This window comes from Serratia sp. CoH_134_PS_4 (assembly GCF_058190535.1).
Window position 1 is genome coordinate 597643 of record NZ_JBXWKI010000001.1, and the last position, 14696, is coordinate 612338.

Below are 14696 nucleotides of genomic sequence, written 5' to 3' on the forward strand. Positions count from 1 at the left end.
CCCCGACAGGATCAACAAATGCGCGGCAAAGGTTCGGCATGGGGCAAATCCAGTAAACGGCTGATGCCGTAAGCACCCTGCATCCTCACTTGCCGCCCACCTGTCACACGGCCAATTACCGCCGCGGCGGTGCCCAAGGGATGCGCCTGCAATGCGGTCAGAACCGCGTGTTCAGCCTCTGGCGCGGCAACCACGACCAGTTTTCCCTCATTGGCAAAATTGATAGCGTCCAGCCCCAGCAATTCACAGATCCCTCGCACCGCCGGGGCTACCGGCAATAGACGCTCTTCAACCTCAATACCGACATGTGCTGCACGAGCAAACTCATGCAGAATGGCGTTCACGCCGCCGCGGGTAGCATCACGGAGTGCCCGCACGCCATTGATGGCGCGCAGCGGTGAGATTAAAGGGGTTAACACGGCACAATCGCTGATAACATCCAACGACATTCCCAGATTTTCCCGCAAATTGAGGATAGTCGCCCCATGGTCACCTAACGTACCGCTAACAATGATGACGTCTCCTGCCTGGATATTTTGAGCAGCCCAATTCAGATCGTTCGGGATCACGCCGATACCGGCAGTATTGATAAACACTTTGTCAGCAGCGCCACGTTGCACCACCTTAGTATCCCCGGTCACGATACGCATACCGGCCTGCTGAGCGGTCGCGGCCATAGAAGCAACCACCCGCTGTAAATCGACCAGGGGTAAGCCCTCTTCGAGGATAAAACCGCAGGAAAGATAGCCTGGCCGGGCGCCGCTCACCGCCAGATCGTTCGCCGTGCCGCAGACGGCCAGTTTGCCGATATCCCCACCCGGAAAGAAAATAGGATCAATGACGTAGCTGTCGGTGGTAAACGCCAGTCGATCGCCCTGCTGCGTTAACCCCGCCAGACTTAGCCGAGCCTGATCTTCACGCTGATCCAATAGCGGGTTGGCGAAAGCGGGCAGGAAAAGCGTATCCAATAACTGCTGCATCGCTGTGCCGCCGCTACCGTGAGCCAGAGTAATGACGTTATTCATGCCGGAGTCTCCTCTGTTTCACGGCGGTATTGATACCAAGCGGCGCAGGCACCTTCTGAAGACACCATCAGGGCACCAAAAGCATTTTGTGGTGTACAGCCGCGGCCAAACATGGGGCAATCCCGCGGTTTGCAACGCCCGGTGAGCACATCCCCGCAGCGAGCATGAGGATCATCTGCCACCTGCCGATATTGCGGTTGAAAACGGCGCTCTGCATCAAAGGCGCTATAGACGGGGGTTAAGGCAATGCCGGAATTGGCAATGGTGCCAAGGCCTCGCCATTCACTCCCACCACCCAGCACAAACACTTCACTCATAGCTTGCTGAGCCAGCGGGTTTCCTTGCTCCGGTACCACGCGTCGGTATTGATTTTCGGTCCGGCTCTGCTGTTGAAGGAATTGCTCAACCAGCATCATTACTCCCTGCAAGATATCCAGCGGTTCAAAACCGGCCACGACCAATGGTTTGCGGTACTGCTGGCTGATAAAATCGTAAGGTTCGGTACCGATCACCATGCTGACATGGCCGGGTGCCAGAAAACCGTCGATACGCACATCTGGCTGTTGCAACAGGCTGCGTAGCGTCGGGATCAGACTGATGTGCTGGCAAAATACGCTAAAGTTGCGTTGGCCTTCCTGTCGGGCCTGCTGCAGGGTTATCGCCGTAACCGGCATGGTGGTTTCAAAACCAAGGGCAAAGAACACCACCTGCCGGTGTGCGTTTTGTCTTGCCAGTGCCAGTGCATCCAATGGGGAGTAAACCACCCGTACATCGGCCCCGCGTTCACGGGCCTGCAACAATGAACCCTGTTTGCCCGGTACCCGTAGCGCATCGCCGAAGGTGCAAAAGATGACCTCCGGGTGCTCGGCGATTTCACAGCAGGCGTCTATGCGCCCCATCGGCAACACGCACACCGGGCAACCCGGGCCGTGGATAAACTCAATGTTGGGCGGTAGCAACTTATCCAGGCCAAAACGGAAAATGGCATGAGTATGTCCCCCACACACTTCCATGATTTGCAGCGGTCGTTCGGTGGTAAAAGACAACTGGGCAGCGCGGTGCCTGATATGCTGAAGCAGCGATTTTACCCGGTGCGGATCGCGGAATTCGTCAACGTAATGCATGCTGGCCTTCCCCCGCTAAAAACAGCGCCACATCCTCTTCTACTTCGCCCATCGCGTGCAGCGCCGCCAACATCTCTTCGGCTTCGTGCCGATCAAGTCGGCTCATCGCGAACCCTACGTGGATCAATACCCAGCAGCCGATCATCGCTTCTCTGGGTTCATCATCTTTACGTACCAACGCAATATTCACTTCACGCTGCACACCGCAGACGTCGGCCCAGGCATGTTGGGGCTGGTTTTCATCCAACGCCACGATTTGCCCGGGAATGCCTATACACATAACTCTTTCTCCAGCCAAGCCAGCCAGTGTTCCATCCCTTCACCGTGGGTTGCCGACAGGGTTATCACCTCAATGGCGGGATTGACCTGACGGGCATTGTCGATACAGGCCGCCAAATCGAATTTCAAATACGGCAGCAGATCGATTTTGTTCACGATCATCAAACGTGCGGCGGCAAACATATGCGGGTACTTGAGGGGTTTGTCTTCCCCTTCGGTAACCGAGAGCACTGCCACCTTATGGCGTTCGCCAAGATCAAAACTGGCCGGACAAACCAGGTTACCGACGTTTTCGATAAACAGCAGGCTGCCGGGTTTCAACCCTAAACGCTGGGTGGCTTCATGCACCATTTGTGCGTCCAGATGACAGCCTTTGCCGGTATTGACCTGAATTGCCGGGACGCCGGTCGCGCGAATGCGTTCAGCATCGTTGGTGGTTTGCTGGTCTCCCTCCACCACCGCGCAAGTATGATGGCCACGTAGCCGCAACAACGTTTCTGTCAGCAGTGTGGTTTTGCCTGATCCGGGGCTGGAAACCAGATTCAACGCCAGGATATGTTGTTCGGTGAAATACTGACGATTACGCTCTGCCAGGCGATCGTTTTTATCCAACACCCGGGTTTCGATTTCCAGCATGCGGCGCTGGCTGATGCCCGGCGCATGGGTGCCTGCCAGCCCCAAGCCATAATGCAAATCGCCTTGCCTATTCCGTTGCGGACGGAATGGGACTTTTACTTCCCCTTCAATCGTCAGTTCACCGTGGGCACAACCGCAGGTACTGCACATGTTCGTCCTCCTAGACCCTTTCTCTTCTTTGGGCATGTTGTCTATTCAATTTCCAGGCGTTTTATGTGTAAGCCATCATCGGCCGCCACACGCAGGTTTCGCCCGGCACAGTGCGGGCAGACCAAGACCTGTGGCATCAGCAACTGGACATCGCGCTGGCAGTCATGACACCAGGACTGCGCACGTTGCTCTATCAGATGCAACTCGCAGCCTTCAGCCAAGGTGTCTCGACACACCATGTCGAAACAGAAGCGCAAAGACTCCGCTTCCACGCAAGAAAATGCGCCAATTTCGAACCACACCGCAGTAATACGTTGCGCATGATGCAGGCGAGCCTGTTGCTGCATTATTTCCATCGCATGTTGGCACAAGGTTATTTCGTGCATCCGGTCTCCGCCAAGGGTGATAAAACGCGTCGTAGTAATAACATTGCAAATATGATGCCAAACCGAAATTGACATATTTGTCGATCGTCATGTCATCGGCAGCAATTACATAAACCCTCCTCTGAAAGACCGGGTATTTAATTTAACGCTACAGGTTGAAGTTAAAGGGATAAATGAATAACTCGAAGCTTTGGCACACTTTATGCTTTAACTCGTTGACCCAGAGCTGTTTCGACAATGACCATTAATGTTGAGTGAGGACAATGAGTACAATCAGTGAAGTAACCAGCCAGGCCGATTATATCGCCAGCAAAAGCAACCGCCTGATGGCGCAATGGCAAACCTATCACAGCACATTAATTAAAGCGGTCACCACCACTAAAAAGAAGATTAATCATCAGTTTACCTACGGAAAGGAGGACGACCTACGCTTTGTCTTGTTCAACCACTTTACCGTTAGTATTCAATTAAGTGAGGGATTTTACAGCCGAGACATTTGCTACCGCATTAATTTGGCGACGGCGCATGAACCGGAGAATTTTGCCGCTTTTGCACATGCTACCCTGGATGAAAACGGCAATGTCGACGAAATAATAAGCAATCGTGATACACAGGCAGTTTTTGAACATTATCTGGATAAGATCGCCATTATTTATCAATGCCTGTTCGACTCCCTTCATGATGGATGTGCCATTCATGACGCACTGAAAAAAATAACCTTACCCGTCTGACTGTCGGCGTTAATCACTGACGGAAAACTGTCGAAACGTCATTTTTTACTGACGATGTCGTCATAAATGACGAAGCAAGGAGTGTGCATGAACCGCTTTATTATTGCGGACCCTAAATTGTGTATTGGCTGCAATACCTGTATGGCAAGTTGCTCTGCGGAACACCGGCAATACGGCTTGCAGGCATTACCCCGCTTGCAGGTAATACGCAGTGCCCGCGATTCGGCCCCCGTGATGTGTCATCAATGCGAAGATGCGCCCTGTGCACAAGTCTGCCCAGTCAACGCGATTCGCCATCAGGATGACGCCATCTCACTGAACGAAAGCCTGTGTATCAGTTGCAAGCTTTGCGGCATTGCCTGCCCATTCGGGGCTATTGGTTTTGGTGGTAGTACCCCGCTGGCGATACCTGCAGATTGCAATACGCCGCTTGCGCTACCCGCTGCCACAGCGCCACGCCCCATTAGTGCTTTTCTTGACTGCCTGCCCGGCGTCCGGGCTGTGGCGGTGAAGTGCGATCTCTGCGATTTCAGCGCAGATGGCCCCGCGTGTATCCGCACTTGCCCCACTCAGGCCATCCGCTTGGTGACTGACCGTGACGTGCGACTCGCGAGCGAACAAAAAAGACGTAACGCCATGCAGGCACTCAGCGCCGAGTTGCCGTTCGTTGCTGCCCCTGACTTCCGCAAGGAGCCGAATTGATGATGTATACCATTGCGCCCGATCCATTGTTGCTACTGACATTGGCATTCGGGGGATACGTGCTTTGTGCGTTGTTGAGCTGGCTAACCTCGCCCTGGGCATCGGCTAGCAGGCCGCTCAGTGGCGGCACTTTGTTGTGCGCTCTCGCCGCATTGTTGGCGGCCTTATCCATGTTGTTTACGCCACTGCACAGCGCCCGATTACCCTGGCTGCATTATGCCGTGGAAATCAGTGGCCCTAACGCACTGCTACTGCTGGTGATTGCCCTTAGCGGTGTCTTTACCGCGCTATATCACGCGGGGTACATACACAGGTTAAACCCGCGCGCGCGTGGACGAATTGGCGGGCTGACCAATCTGATGTTGGCGGCATTAAGCGCCGCAGTGATGGCCGATAATGCCATTGCTCTGCTTTTACTGTTGGAACTGGCGGCGTTGTGCGGCTACTTTCTGGTTGCCCATTCCCCGGGAGCCAAAAGCCTGCGTGCCGGGCATAACCAGTTCTTACTGATGCGATTAGGCTCGCTGCTATTGGTTATCGCGTTCACCCTGATTTATGCCCATAGCCACAGTTCGGTATTTAGCGTAATTCGCGCTACGCCATTGCCAGACGCACTGCGTAATGGCGTGTTCCTGTTGGCACTTGCCGGGTTTGGCATCTTTGCCGGAGTGATGCCGTTACATGCCTGGGTACCTCAATCCCATAGCAGCTCGCCTGCCTCTGCCGCCACGTTGTTTTCCTGCGCGCTGATGAAAGTCGGTTTGCTGGGTATTTTGAAAGTCGGGTTGGATCTGCTGGGCACTCCGCCACTGTGGTGGGGCTTGCTGGTGTTGCTGCTTGCTGCCGGGACTGCGTTTTTTGGCGGGCTGTATGCGTTGATGGAACACGATTTGCGTCGCTTATTGGCTTATCACACGCTCGAGAACATCGGCATCATTCTGCTGGGGATTGGTGGCGCTATGGTCGGTATGGCACTGCAACAGCCTCTGTTGACGGCGTTTGCTTTGGTGGGGGGCTTGTTCCACTTGCTCAATCACAGCCTGTTCAAAAGTGCATTGTTACTGGCTGCAGGCGCTATTGAGCAACAAACCGGCCTGAAAGACATGGAAAAAATGGGGGGCTTAGCCCGGCTGATGCCCTGGACCGCCGTTTCTCTCTTGATTGGTTTGGTGTCGATGGCGGCGTTGCCACCCCTGAACGGTTTCGCCAGTGAATGGTTGATCTACCAAGGGCTTTTCCATTTCAGCGCCGCACCGGGCTTTATCGGGCATCTGGTGGGTCCGCTGCTGGCGGTGGCGTTAGCCCTCACCGGCGCACTTGCGGTGATGTGCGTCAGCAAGGTGTTTGGTGTGGCTTGCCTGGGAGCTCCGCGCAGCGACGCTGCCGCGAATGCTGTTCAGGCCAACGTGTGGCTGACGCTAAGCCATGTCGTGCCTGCATTACTGTGTTTGCTATGCGGCCTGGGGGCACTCTGGATTGTCCCGCTGTTTACCCGCTTGATTGGCACTATGCCAGAACACAGCGTCTCCGTAACAGAGACGCTGGTTTCCACTCCGCTGATCGCCATTTTATTGCTGGCAATGCCGTTGTTGCCGTTGCTGATTGCGGCACGTTACCAGACTCGTCGCCAGCCTCGTCGCACACAGGGTCAAGCCTGGGCCTGTGGTTATGGGCATGAGGATGCCATGGTGATCACGGCCACCGGATTTGCTCAACCGCTGCGGGTGATGTTTGCCCCGCTCTATCAACTGCGCCGCTGGGTGCCGAAAACGATAAGCGATCAGTTACACCGTAACAAATTCGTTACCTTCTGCCGTGGCCTGGCCGCAGTGGAGCTTGCGACGCTGTTGGTCGTGGTTTTTGCCTGAGGAGATGAAATGACTTATCCCAGCCTGTTACTTGGTCTGGTGCAAGCGCTGCTGTTACTGGCTATTTCCCCGCTGTTTGCCGGAATCAGTCGAGTACTGCGTGCGCGTATCCATAGCCGTTGCGGTCCCGGTGTCTTACAGGAATACCGGGACATCGCCAAATTACTCAAGCGCCAGAGCATAGCACCGGCAGCGTCCGGCCTGGCCTTTCATGCCATGCCGTATTTGCTCACCGGCACCTTGCTGGCCATCTCCTGTGCGCTGCCAATGCTGACCACGACATCACCGCTGCCCGCTATTGGCGACGTGATCACGCTGATCTATCTGTTTGCCGCGGTGCGCTTTGTGTTTGCCATTGCCGGGCTGGATACCGGCAGCACCTTTACTGCCATCGGTGCCAGCCGGGAAGCCGTATTAGGCATTTTGGTTGAACCCATTTTGTTGCTCGGTTTATGGGTAGCGGCATTGGTTGGGGGCTCCACCCAACTTAGCGCGATAGCGCAGAGCATGTTGGCTTTGCCGCATCACGCCGGGCTACCCCTGTTGTTGGCCGGCTTGGCCTGTGCATTCGCGACCTACATTGAAATGGGAAAATTGCCGTTCGATATGGCTGAAGCGGAACAAGAGCTGCAGGAAGGCCCGCTGACGGAATATTCCGGTGTTGAACTCGGCATTGTGAAATGGGGCATCAGCCTTAAACAACTGGTGGTGCTACAGCTGTTCCTTGGTGTTTTCCTCCCCTGGGGACAAGCAGCGGAACTCAGCGCTTCGCAACTGTTGATGGGGCTGGTACTGGCGCTGCTCAAGTTGCTGTGTGCTGTGGCACTGATTGCGGTTATCGAAAACAGCGTGGCGCGTTTGCGTTTCTTGAAAACCGCTTATACCACCTGGACGGGTTTTGGACTGGCATTTCTGGCGCTGGTTTCCTGGCTGGTCGTCAACTGAATGAATCATGACAGAGGCAATAATGACTAACGAACATCAAGGCCAACACTACCTGGCGGCATTGCAGCAACATTTCCCTGCTGCCATGCTGGCTGCCGAGTGGCAAACGGCCGATCAGTTGACGGTCACCGTGAAACTCAACGCACTGCCGGACGTGGTGGAATGGCTGTACTACCAGCAAGGCGGCTGGTTGTCAGTGCTGTTTGGCAACGACGAACGTACGCTGTGCGGTAATTACGCATTGTATTACGTGCTGTCGATGGAAAAAGACACCCCCTGCTGGATCACGGTACGTGCCGAGGTAGACGCCCAGACACTGGAGTTCCCTTCTGTGACACCACGGGTTCCTGCGGCGGTCTGGGGAGAGCGCGAAGTGCGCGACATGTACGGCCTGCGCCCAATAGGCCTGCCGGATGAGCGCAGACTGGTCCTGCCGGACGACTGGCCGGACGATCTCTACCCTCTGCGCAAAGACGCCATGGACTATCGCCAGCGCCCCGCGCCCACCACCGACGTGGAAACCTACCCGTTTGAGAGCCTGGCAGGTGCCAAAGCCAACGTGGTGCCGATCGGCCCTTTGCATATCACCTCGGATGAACCCGGCCATTTTCGGCTGTTCGTCGACGGTGAAGACATCATCGATGCCGATTACCGTCTGTTCTACGTACACCGTGGGATGGAGAAATTGGCCGAAACCCGCATGGGTTACAACGAAGTGACTTTCCTGTCAGACCGGGTGTGCGGCATTTGCGGTTTTACTCACAGCGTGGCATACACCAGTTCGGTAGAGAACGCGATGGGTATTCAGGTACCGGAACGCGCCCAGATGATCCGGTCGATCCTGCTGGAGGTGGAGCGCTTGCACAGCCATCTTCTGAATTTGGGGCTGGCCTGCCACTTTGTCGGTTTTGACTCTGGTTTTATGCAGTTCTTCCGGGTACGCGAACAGTCAATGAAAATGGCCGAGATACTGACCGGTGCGCGTAAAACCTACGGCTTGAACCTGATTGGCGGCATCCGTCGCGATATTTTAAAAGACGACATGTTGCAAACCTTACGGCTGGCGGCGCAAATGCGCAGTGAATTGGTGGATTTGGTCGATATCTTGCTCAGTACGCCAAATACTGAACAACGTAGCCGAGGCGTTGGCCGTCTTGATCCTCAGGTCGCTCGTGACTACAGCAACGTAGGCCCGATGATCCGTGGCAGCGGTCACCGTCGCGATACTCGCCTCGATCATCCCTTTGCCGGCTATGCCAAACTGCCGGTGGAATTGTGCGTGGAGGACGGCTGTGATGTCTATTCACGGCTCAAGGTACGCATTCACGAGGTCTTCAACTCGCTTGGCATCATCGAATTTGGTCTGCAAAACCTACCAACCGGCCCCTTGGCGGTGGACGGGTTCACCTATGTTCCCCACCGCTTTGCCCTTGGCTTTGCCGAAGCGCCGCGTGGCGATGACATCCACTGGAGCATGACCGGCGATAACCAAAAATTATTCCGCTGGCGCTGCCGTGCCGCGACCTATGCCAATTGGCCCACCCTACGTTACATGCTGCGCGGCAATACCGTTTCTGACGCCCCACTGATCATCGGCAGCCTGGATCCTTGCTACTCCTGTACCGATCGCATGACCATCGTCGACGTGCGTAAACGTCAGTCCGTCATCGTGCCGTACAAAGAGATTGAGCGTTATGGCATCGAACGGAAAAACAAACCGTTCTAACCGGAGCCCATCATGCTGAAATTGATTAAAAAAGTACTGAAAACCGGTCCCGCTACCCTTGCCTACCCGGCCCAGCCGTTGACCATCGACCCAAACTTCCGCGGCAAACCTGAATACACCCCGCAGCAATGCATTGCCTGCGGGGCTTGCGCTAACGCCTGTCCGTCTAATGCGTTGTCCATGTCAACCGATCTGACCAGCGGCACGGTGCGTTGGCAGCTGTTTCTTGGGCGTTGCATCTTCTGTGCGCGCTGCGAAGAGGTCTGTCCGACCGCGGCTATCCGGCTTTCGCAGCAGTTCGAATTGGCGGTGTGGCGTAAAGAGGATTTGTACGAACACGCCGACTTCGCTATCTGCCATTGTCGGCAATGCGGCAAGCCGTATGCATCGCAAAAGGAGATTGATTATGCCATTGCGCTGCTTGGGGTGAGCAGTACAGAAATAGCCGCCCGTCGCCAGCAGTTTGAAACCTGCCCGGCCTGCAAACAACAGCAAAACCTGACCCAGGCCGATCGTATTGACGTTGGCCGTCATTTGACCCGGGAGGTCATGTCATGAATCAGCCGCTGATTGGTCCACGCGATGAGAATGGCCTGCCTGTGCCAATCACTCTCGACGACAGTATCGCCAAATTAAAATCCACCTTGCTAAAGGATATCCGCCGTTCAGCTTACGTTTACCGGGTGGATTGCGGCGGCTGCAATGGGTGTGAAATTGAGATTTTCGCTGCCATTTCACCCCTATTCGACGCTGAGCGCTTTGGTATTAAAGTGGTTCCTTCACCACGCCATGCCGACATTCTGCTGTTTACCGGCGCGGTGACGCGGGCCATGCGCATTCCTGCGATTCGCGCCTGGCAGGCCTCGCCCGATCCGAAAATCAGCATCTCTTACGGAGCCTGTGGTAACAGCGGCGGTATTTTCCACGATCTCTACTGCGTATGGGGCGGCACCGACCGCATCGTACCGGTCGACGTTTATATCCCCGGTTGCCCGCCAACGCCCGCGGCAACCATTTACGGTTTCGCCATGGCACTCGGTCTGTTGGATCAGAAAATCAAAGGCCGCCAGCATGATGAAACTCAGGGGGAAGCGACACGCTTGCTGCACCCTGAACTGCCTCAACCACTGCGAGTGTTGCTGGATCGGGAGGCGCGGCGGATGGCCGGTTACCGCTATGGACGCCAAATCGCCGACCACTTTATGCAATTGCTGGTGACAGACAGCGCGCTCCCAGTCGAACAACGGGTTACCGCATACCTGCAACAGCAAGACGACCTGCGCCTGAACGAAATTGTCGGCAACCTGCTCAGTCTTTATCAACGGGTGCTGCGTGGGGAGTTGCGACTATGACCGGTTCTCAGGCCCAGGTGGTCTTTTATTCCCTGAGCCGCAAATTTGTGCAGGAGAAAAAAGCCCCGCCAAAAGCACAAGAGGTGATCTATTACAGCCTGGCCATTGGTCACCATTTGGGGGTGATTGACTGTCTGGAAGCCAAACTCCGTTGCCCGTTAGCCGGTTTCCACGCGTGGGTGGCCCAACTGCCGGCTGGCAGTACCGCACGGCGCAAACTGGAAGGTGTCGATCGCTTTGGTGAAATCTGTATCGACAACAGTCACACCCACCTGTTAGCCCTTGCCTTGGATGCCGCTGCTCCGAAGATGAATGCAGAGCAGCAAGACTGGAGCCAACGGCTGATCGCCCTGCTGCAATCGATCGAAAACGAGCCTGCCATTTATCTGATGGTTCGGAGGCATGATGACTGATGTTCTGTTGTGTGTAGGTAACTGCATGATGGGTGATGACGGCGCCGGGCCGCTGTTGGCGCAATTGTGTGGCAGCCACCCGCCTGCAGGTTGGACGGTGATTGACGGCGGTGCAGCGCCGGAAAATGACATCGGCCATATCCGCGAGCTGCGTCCTGACCGATTGGTGATTGTCGATGCCACCGATATGGGACTGGCTCCGGGAGAAACCCGAGTGATCGATGAGCAAGACATTGCCGCCATGTTCATCATGACCACGCATAACCTCCCGCTCAATTTCCTGATCGACCAACTGCGTGAAGATATCCCTGACATTACATTTATCGGCATCCAACCTGAAGTGGTGGCGTTTTACTACCCCATCGGCGCGGCAGTGCAACAGGCGGTGACCACGCTGCACCAGCGGCTGCATGCCTGGCCACACCAGGGCGGCTATCCGCAACTGGTGGTGACGAATGTCTGACGCGATATCGTCATTTATGTCGATATGCCGCCGCCCATGTCGCCAAAACTCACTAATTGCATGTTTTTAAAGAATTTTAATTATTGGCATGCTTTATGCCTAAACGAAGGCACGATGTTTCTACTGCCTGACCAAAATGAAGGGTAATCCAGGAGTTATTGATGAACCGGTTTATCATCGCCGATCCTAAAAAATGTATCGGCTGCCGTACCTGCGAGATCGCCTGTGTGATCGCGCACAGTGAAAGCCAGGATATCTCAGCGCTAAATGCCGCCAGCTTCGCCCCGCGCTTGCATGTGATCAAAGGCGTCAACGTCAGTACCGCCGTACTGTGTCGCCAGTGTGAAGACGCACCGTGCTCCAACGTTTGCCCCAATGGTGCCATCAGCCGCACCAACGGCATGGTACTGGTCATGCAAGAACGCTGCATCGGCTGCAAAACCTGCGTTGTCGCTTGCCCTTACGGCGCAATGGAGGTGCTCACCCGCCCGGTTATCCGCCAAAACGGCGCCATGATGAGTGCGACGACGGAAAAAGCCGAAGCCCACAAATGCGACCTGTGCATCGGGCGAGATAGCGGCCCTGCCTGCATGGAAACCTGTCCAACCAATGCGTTGCACTGCGTTGATCGCAATATGCTGCAGGAAATGAACGCCGAGAAACGTCGTCGCGCTGCACTCGACACTATGTCGTCACTGTTTTAGGAATTGAACCAATGAAAAAAATCACAACCGTCTGCCCCTACTGTGGTGCAGGTTGCAAAATGAAACTGGTGGTCGACAACGGAAAAATCATCCGCGCCGAGGCAGCTGACGGCGTGACCAATCAAGGTGAGCTGTGCTTGAAAGGGTATTACGGCTGGGACTTTCTCAACGATACCAAACTCTTGACCCCTCGCCTGAGCCAGCCACTGATTCGCCGAGAGAAAGGCGGCAAGTTTGAGGCGGTCAGCTGGGATGAGGCGATTCGTTATACTGCGCAACGGCTACAACAGATCAAAGATAAGCACGGTGCCAGTGCGATCATGCATACCGGTTCATCACGCGGAACGGGCAATGAAACCAACTACGTCATGCAGAAATTCGCCCGTGCAGTGATCGGCACCAACAACGTCGACTGTTGCGCCCGTGTCTGCCACGGCCCTTCGGTAGCAGGCTTGCAGGCTACGCTGGGTAACGGCGCGATGAGCAACTCCATAGGAGATATCGAAAACTCCAAATGTCTGCTGATCATTGGTTATAACTGTGCCGATTCACACCCTATCGTGGCGCGCCGGGTGCTGAAGGCCAAAGAAAAAGGGGCACAAATTGTTGTGTGCGACCCGCGCCGTATTGAAACCGCACGTATCGCAGATCAGCATTTGCAAATCAAGAACGGCTGCAACATGGCGTTGGTGAATGCCTTCGCCTATGTATTGATTGAAGAAAATCTGTATGACCGCGACTACGTGGCCAAATACACCGAGGGATTTGAAGCTTACCGTCAACAGTTGGCGGACTACGCCCCAGAAGCGGTCGAACACCTCACCGGCGTCACCGCCCAGCAGATCCGCCAGGCAATGCGAACCTACGCCAGCGCCCCTTCCGCTACCATTATGTGGGGAATGGGCGTGACGCAATTCGGTCAGGCCGTCGATGTGGTCAAAGGCCTCGCCAGCTTGGCGCTGCTTACCGGCAATCTGGGCCGAGCCAACGTGGGCGTCGGGCCGGTACGCGGGCAGAACAACGTTCAGGGTGCCTGTGACATGGGCGTACTGCCCAATGAGTTCCCTGGCTATCAAGCCGTAACTGACGCGGACGTCCGTGCCAAATTCGCTGCGGCCTGGGGCATTGACGCCGCCAGGATGGATCCCAACGTCGGTTATCGCATTACCGAAATCCCGCATTTGGTCCATGAAGGCAAAGTGAAAGCCTACTACATCATGGGTGAAGACCCGTTGCAGACAGAAGCCGATCTCAGCCTGGTACGTGGCGCGTTCGAGCGGCTGGACTTTGTGGTGGTGCAAGACATCTTCATGACCAAAACCGCCGAGCAGGCCGATGTGATTTTACCGTCCACCTCGTGGGGTGAGCATGGCGGCGTATTCTCCTGCGCCGATCGCGGGTTCCAACGTTTCGAGAAAGCCATCGAGCCGCAATACAACGTCAAACGGGATTGGGAAATCATCAGTTTGCTGGCCACCGAAATGGGTTATCCGATGCATTACGATCATAACCAGCAGATTTGGGACGAAATGCGTGAACTCTGCCCGCTGTTTTACGGTGCTACGTACGAAAAAATGGGCGAGCTTGGCCATGTGCAATGGCCTTGTACCACGTTGGAAAGTCAGGGAACGCCTTATCTGTATCAAGGCAACCAGTTCACCACGCCATCCGGTAAAGGCCAATTATTTGCCACTGCCTGGCGTGCACCCGCGGAAATCCCAGATGCCGACTACCCACTGGTGTTGTGTACCGTGCGTGAAGTCGGCCACTACTCTTGCCGTTCAATGACCGGTAACTGCGCTGCGCTGCAAACCTTGGCCGATGAACCCGGGTTCGTGCAGGTCAATCCGCAAGACGCTACTGCGTTGGGCATTGCCGATCAGCAATTGGTGTGGGTCAGTTCACGCCGCGGCAGAGTGATCAGCCGCGCCAACTACAACGCACGTATTAATCTGGGGGCGGTGTATATGACCTACCAGTGGTGGATTGGCGCCTGTAACGAGCTCACCCAGGAGAATCTGGATCCGATCTCCAAAACGCCGGAAACCAAATACTGTGCGGTAAAACTGGACGCGATCACCGATCAAAACTGGGCAGAAAACTATGCGCAACAGAGCTACAGCGACATGAAAGCCCGTCTGCGCCGTGCGGCTGAAGACGTGATGTAACGCCCCATGATTGTCAGGGGGAGC

At 55.4% G+C, this 14696-nt stretch carries 16 protein-coding genes; 11 read left to right on the forward strand and 5 right to left on the reverse strand.

Going from position 1 to position 14696, the window contains the following annotated elements; genetic code table 11:
- Window positions 1–11: 11 nt before the first annotated feature.
- The 5 genes from hypE to hypA are packed head-to-tail and all read right to left on the reverse strand — an operon-like array spanning window position 12 to window position 3600.
- Window positions 12–1025 (reverse strand): hydrogenase expression/formation protein HypE, encoded by a 1014-nt coding sequence (hypE, locus tag AC2FCQ_RS02760; protein WP_265557090.1) that lies wholly within the window; start codon window positions 1023–1025, stop codon window positions 12–14.
- On the reverse strand, window positions 1022–2149 hold the full coding sequence (gene hypD, locus AC2FCQ_RS02765; protein ID WP_490307517.1) for a hydrogenase formation protein HypD: 1128 nt from the start codon (window positions 2147–2149) through the stop codon (window positions 1022–1024). The genes hypE and hypD overlap by 4 nt, the downstream gene beginning before the upstream one ends.
- Window positions 2136–2429 carry a HypC/HybG/HupF family hydrogenase formation chaperone gene (locus AC2FCQ_RS02770; RefSeq protein WP_265557092.1) on the reverse strand — a complete coding sequence of 98 codons (294 nt, stop codon included), beginning with the start codon at window positions 2427–2429 and terminating at the stop codon, window positions 2136–2138. The genes hypD and AC2FCQ_RS02770 overlap by 14 nt, the downstream gene beginning before the upstream one ends.
- On the reverse strand, window positions 2420–3214 hold the full coding sequence (gene hypB, locus AC2FCQ_RS02775) for a hydrogenase nickel incorporation protein HypB (protein ID WP_209633432.1): 795 nt from the start codon (window positions 3212–3214) through the stop codon (window positions 2420–2422). Before hypB ends, AC2FCQ_RS02770 begins: the two co-directional genes overlap by 10 nt.
- A 41-nt stretch (window positions 3215–3255) precedes the next feature.
- Window positions 3256–3600: a hydrogenase maturation nickel metallochaperone HypA gene (gene hypA, locus AC2FCQ_RS02780; RefSeq protein ID WP_490307519.1), complete on the reverse strand. Its 345-nt coding sequence runs from the start codon at window positions 3598–3600 to the stop codon at window positions 3256–3258.
- Between the two features lie 263 nt (window positions 3601–3863).
- Here hypA and hycA point away from each other — a divergent pair, with 263 nt between their 5' ends.
- From hycA to fdhF, 11 genes are all read left to right on the forward strand, one after another.
- Window positions 3864–4331, forward strand: a complete 468-nt coding sequence (hycA, locus tag AC2FCQ_RS02785; RefSeq protein ID WP_490307520.1) for a formate hydrogenlyase regulator HycA — start codon at window positions 3864–3866, stop codon at window positions 4329–4331.
- Between the two features lie 87 nt (window positions 4332–4418).
- On the forward strand, window positions 4419–5033 hold the full coding sequence (locus AC2FCQ_RS02790; RefSeq protein ID WP_265557095.1) for a 4Fe-4S dicluster domain-containing protein: 615 nt from the start codon (window positions 4419–4421) through the stop codon (window positions 5031–5033).
- On the forward strand, window positions 5033–6901 hold the full coding sequence (locus tag AC2FCQ_RS02795; protein WP_490307521.1) for a proton-conducting transporter transmembrane domain-containing protein: 1869 nt from the start codon (window positions 5033–5035) through the stop codon (window positions 6899–6901). Before AC2FCQ_RS02790 ends, AC2FCQ_RS02795 begins: the two co-directional genes overlap by 1 nt.
- Before the next feature lie 9 nt (window positions 6902–6910).
- Window positions 6911–7846 carry a respiratory chain complex I subunit 1 family protein gene (locus AC2FCQ_RS02800; RefSeq protein ID WP_490307522.1) on the forward strand — a complete coding sequence of 312 codons (936 nt, stop codon included), beginning with the start codon at window positions 6911–6913 and terminating at the stop codon, window positions 7844–7846.
- A gap of 22 nt (window positions 7847–7868) precedes the next feature.
- Window positions 7869–9572 (forward strand): hydrogenase large subunit, encoded by a 1704-nt coding sequence (locus tag AC2FCQ_RS02805; RefSeq protein WP_209633421.1) that lies wholly within the window; start codon window positions 7869–7871, stop codon window positions 9570–9572.
- 12 nt (window positions 9573–9584) lie between these two features.
- Window positions 9585–10130 (forward strand): formate hydrogenlyase complex iron-sulfur subunit, encoded by a 546-nt coding sequence (locus tag AC2FCQ_RS02810; protein ID WP_209633418.1) that lies wholly within the window; start codon window positions 9585–9587, stop codon window positions 10128–10130.
- A complete protein-coding gene (locus tag AC2FCQ_RS02815) occupies window positions 10127–10924 on the forward strand; it encodes an NADH-quinone oxidoreductase subunit B family protein (RefSeq protein ID WP_209633417.1) in 798 nt (265 codons plus the stop codon). Before AC2FCQ_RS02810 ends, AC2FCQ_RS02815 begins: the two co-directional genes overlap by 4 nt.
- Window positions 10921–11337, forward strand: a complete 417-nt coding sequence (locus AC2FCQ_RS02820) for a formate hydrogenlyase maturation HycH family protein (RefSeq protein ID WP_209633415.1) — start codon at window positions 10921–10923, stop codon at window positions 11335–11337. Before AC2FCQ_RS02815 ends, AC2FCQ_RS02820 begins: the two co-directional genes overlap by 4 nt.
- Window positions 11330–11800, forward strand: coding sequence for a hydrogenase maturation peptidase HycI (gene hycI / locus AC2FCQ_RS02825; protein WP_209634204.1), 471 nt, complete (start codon window positions 11330–11332; stop codon window positions 11798–11800). The genes AC2FCQ_RS02820 and hycI overlap by 8 nt, the downstream gene beginning before the upstream one ends.
- Window positions 11801–11961: 161 nt before the next feature.
- Window positions 11962–12504, forward strand: coding sequence for an electron transport protein HydN (gene hydN / locus AC2FCQ_RS02830; protein WP_209633413.1), 543 nt, complete (start codon window positions 11962–11964; stop codon window positions 12502–12504).
- Window positions 12505–12515: 11 nt separating this feature from the next.
- Window positions 12516–14672, forward strand: coding sequence for a formate dehydrogenase subunit alpha (gene fdhF, locus AC2FCQ_RS02835; RefSeq protein WP_490307523.1), 2157 nt, complete (start codon window positions 12516–12518; stop codon window positions 14670–14672).
- The last annotated feature ends 24 nt before the right edge of the window (window positions 14673–14696 follow it).

Coding starts and splice junctions, on each gene's coding strand:
- hypE (WP_265557090.1), bottom strand. CDS start 1,025: ATGAATAACGTCATTACTCTGGCTCACGGTAGCGGCGGCACAGCGATG.
- hypD (WP_490307517.1), bottom strand. CDS start 2,149: ATGCATTACGTTGACGAATTCCGCGATCCGCACCGGGTAAAATCGCTG.
- AC2FCQ_RS02770 (WP_265557092.1), bottom strand. CDS start 2,429: ATGTGTATAGGCATTCCCGGGCAAATCGTGGCGTTGGATGAAAACCAG.
- hypB (WP_209633432.1), bottom strand. CDS start 3,214: ATGTGCAGTACCTGCGGTTGTGCCCACGGTGAACTGACGATTGAAGGG.
- hypA (WP_490307519.1), bottom strand. CDS start 3,600: ATGCACGAAATAACCTTGTGCCAACATGCGATGGAAATAATGCAGCAA.
- hycA (WP_490307520.1), top strand. CDS start 3,864: ATGAGTACAATCAGTGAAGTAACCAGCCAGGCCGATTATATCGCCAGC.
- AC2FCQ_RS02790 (WP_265557095.1), top strand. CDS start 4,419: ATGAACCGCTTTATTATTGCGGACCCTAAATTGTGTATTGGCTGCAAT.
- AC2FCQ_RS02795 (WP_490307521.1), top strand. CDS start 5,033: ATGATGTATACCATTGCGCCCGATCCATTGTTGCTACTGACATTGGCA.
- AC2FCQ_RS02800 (WP_490307522.1), top strand. CDS start 6,911: ATGACTTATCCCAGCCTGTTACTTGGTCTGGTGCAAGCGCTGCTGTTA.
- AC2FCQ_RS02805 (WP_209633421.1), top strand. CDS start 7,869: ATGACTAACGAACATCAAGGCCAACACTACCTGGCGGCATTGCAGCAA.
- AC2FCQ_RS02810 (WP_209633418.1), top strand. CDS start 9,585: ATGCTGAAATTGATTAAAAAAGTACTGAAAACCGGTCCCGCTACCCTT.
- AC2FCQ_RS02815 (WP_209633417.1), top strand. CDS start 10,127: ATGAATCAGCCGCTGATTGGTCCACGCGATGAGAATGGCCTGCCTGTG.
- AC2FCQ_RS02820 (WP_209633415.1), top strand. CDS start 10,921: ATGACCGGTTCTCAGGCCCAGGTGGTCTTTTATTCCCTGAGCCGCAAA.
- hycI (WP_209634204.1), top strand. CDS start 11,330: ATGACTGATGTTCTGTTGTGTGTAGGTAACTGCATGATGGGTGATGAC.
- hydN (WP_209633413.1), top strand. CDS start 11,962: ATGAACCGGTTTATCATCGCCGATCCTAAAAAATGTATCGGCTGCCGT.
- fdhF (WP_490307523.1), top strand. CDS start 12,516: ATGAAAAAAATCACAACCGTCTGCCCCTACTGTGGTGCAGGTTGCAAA.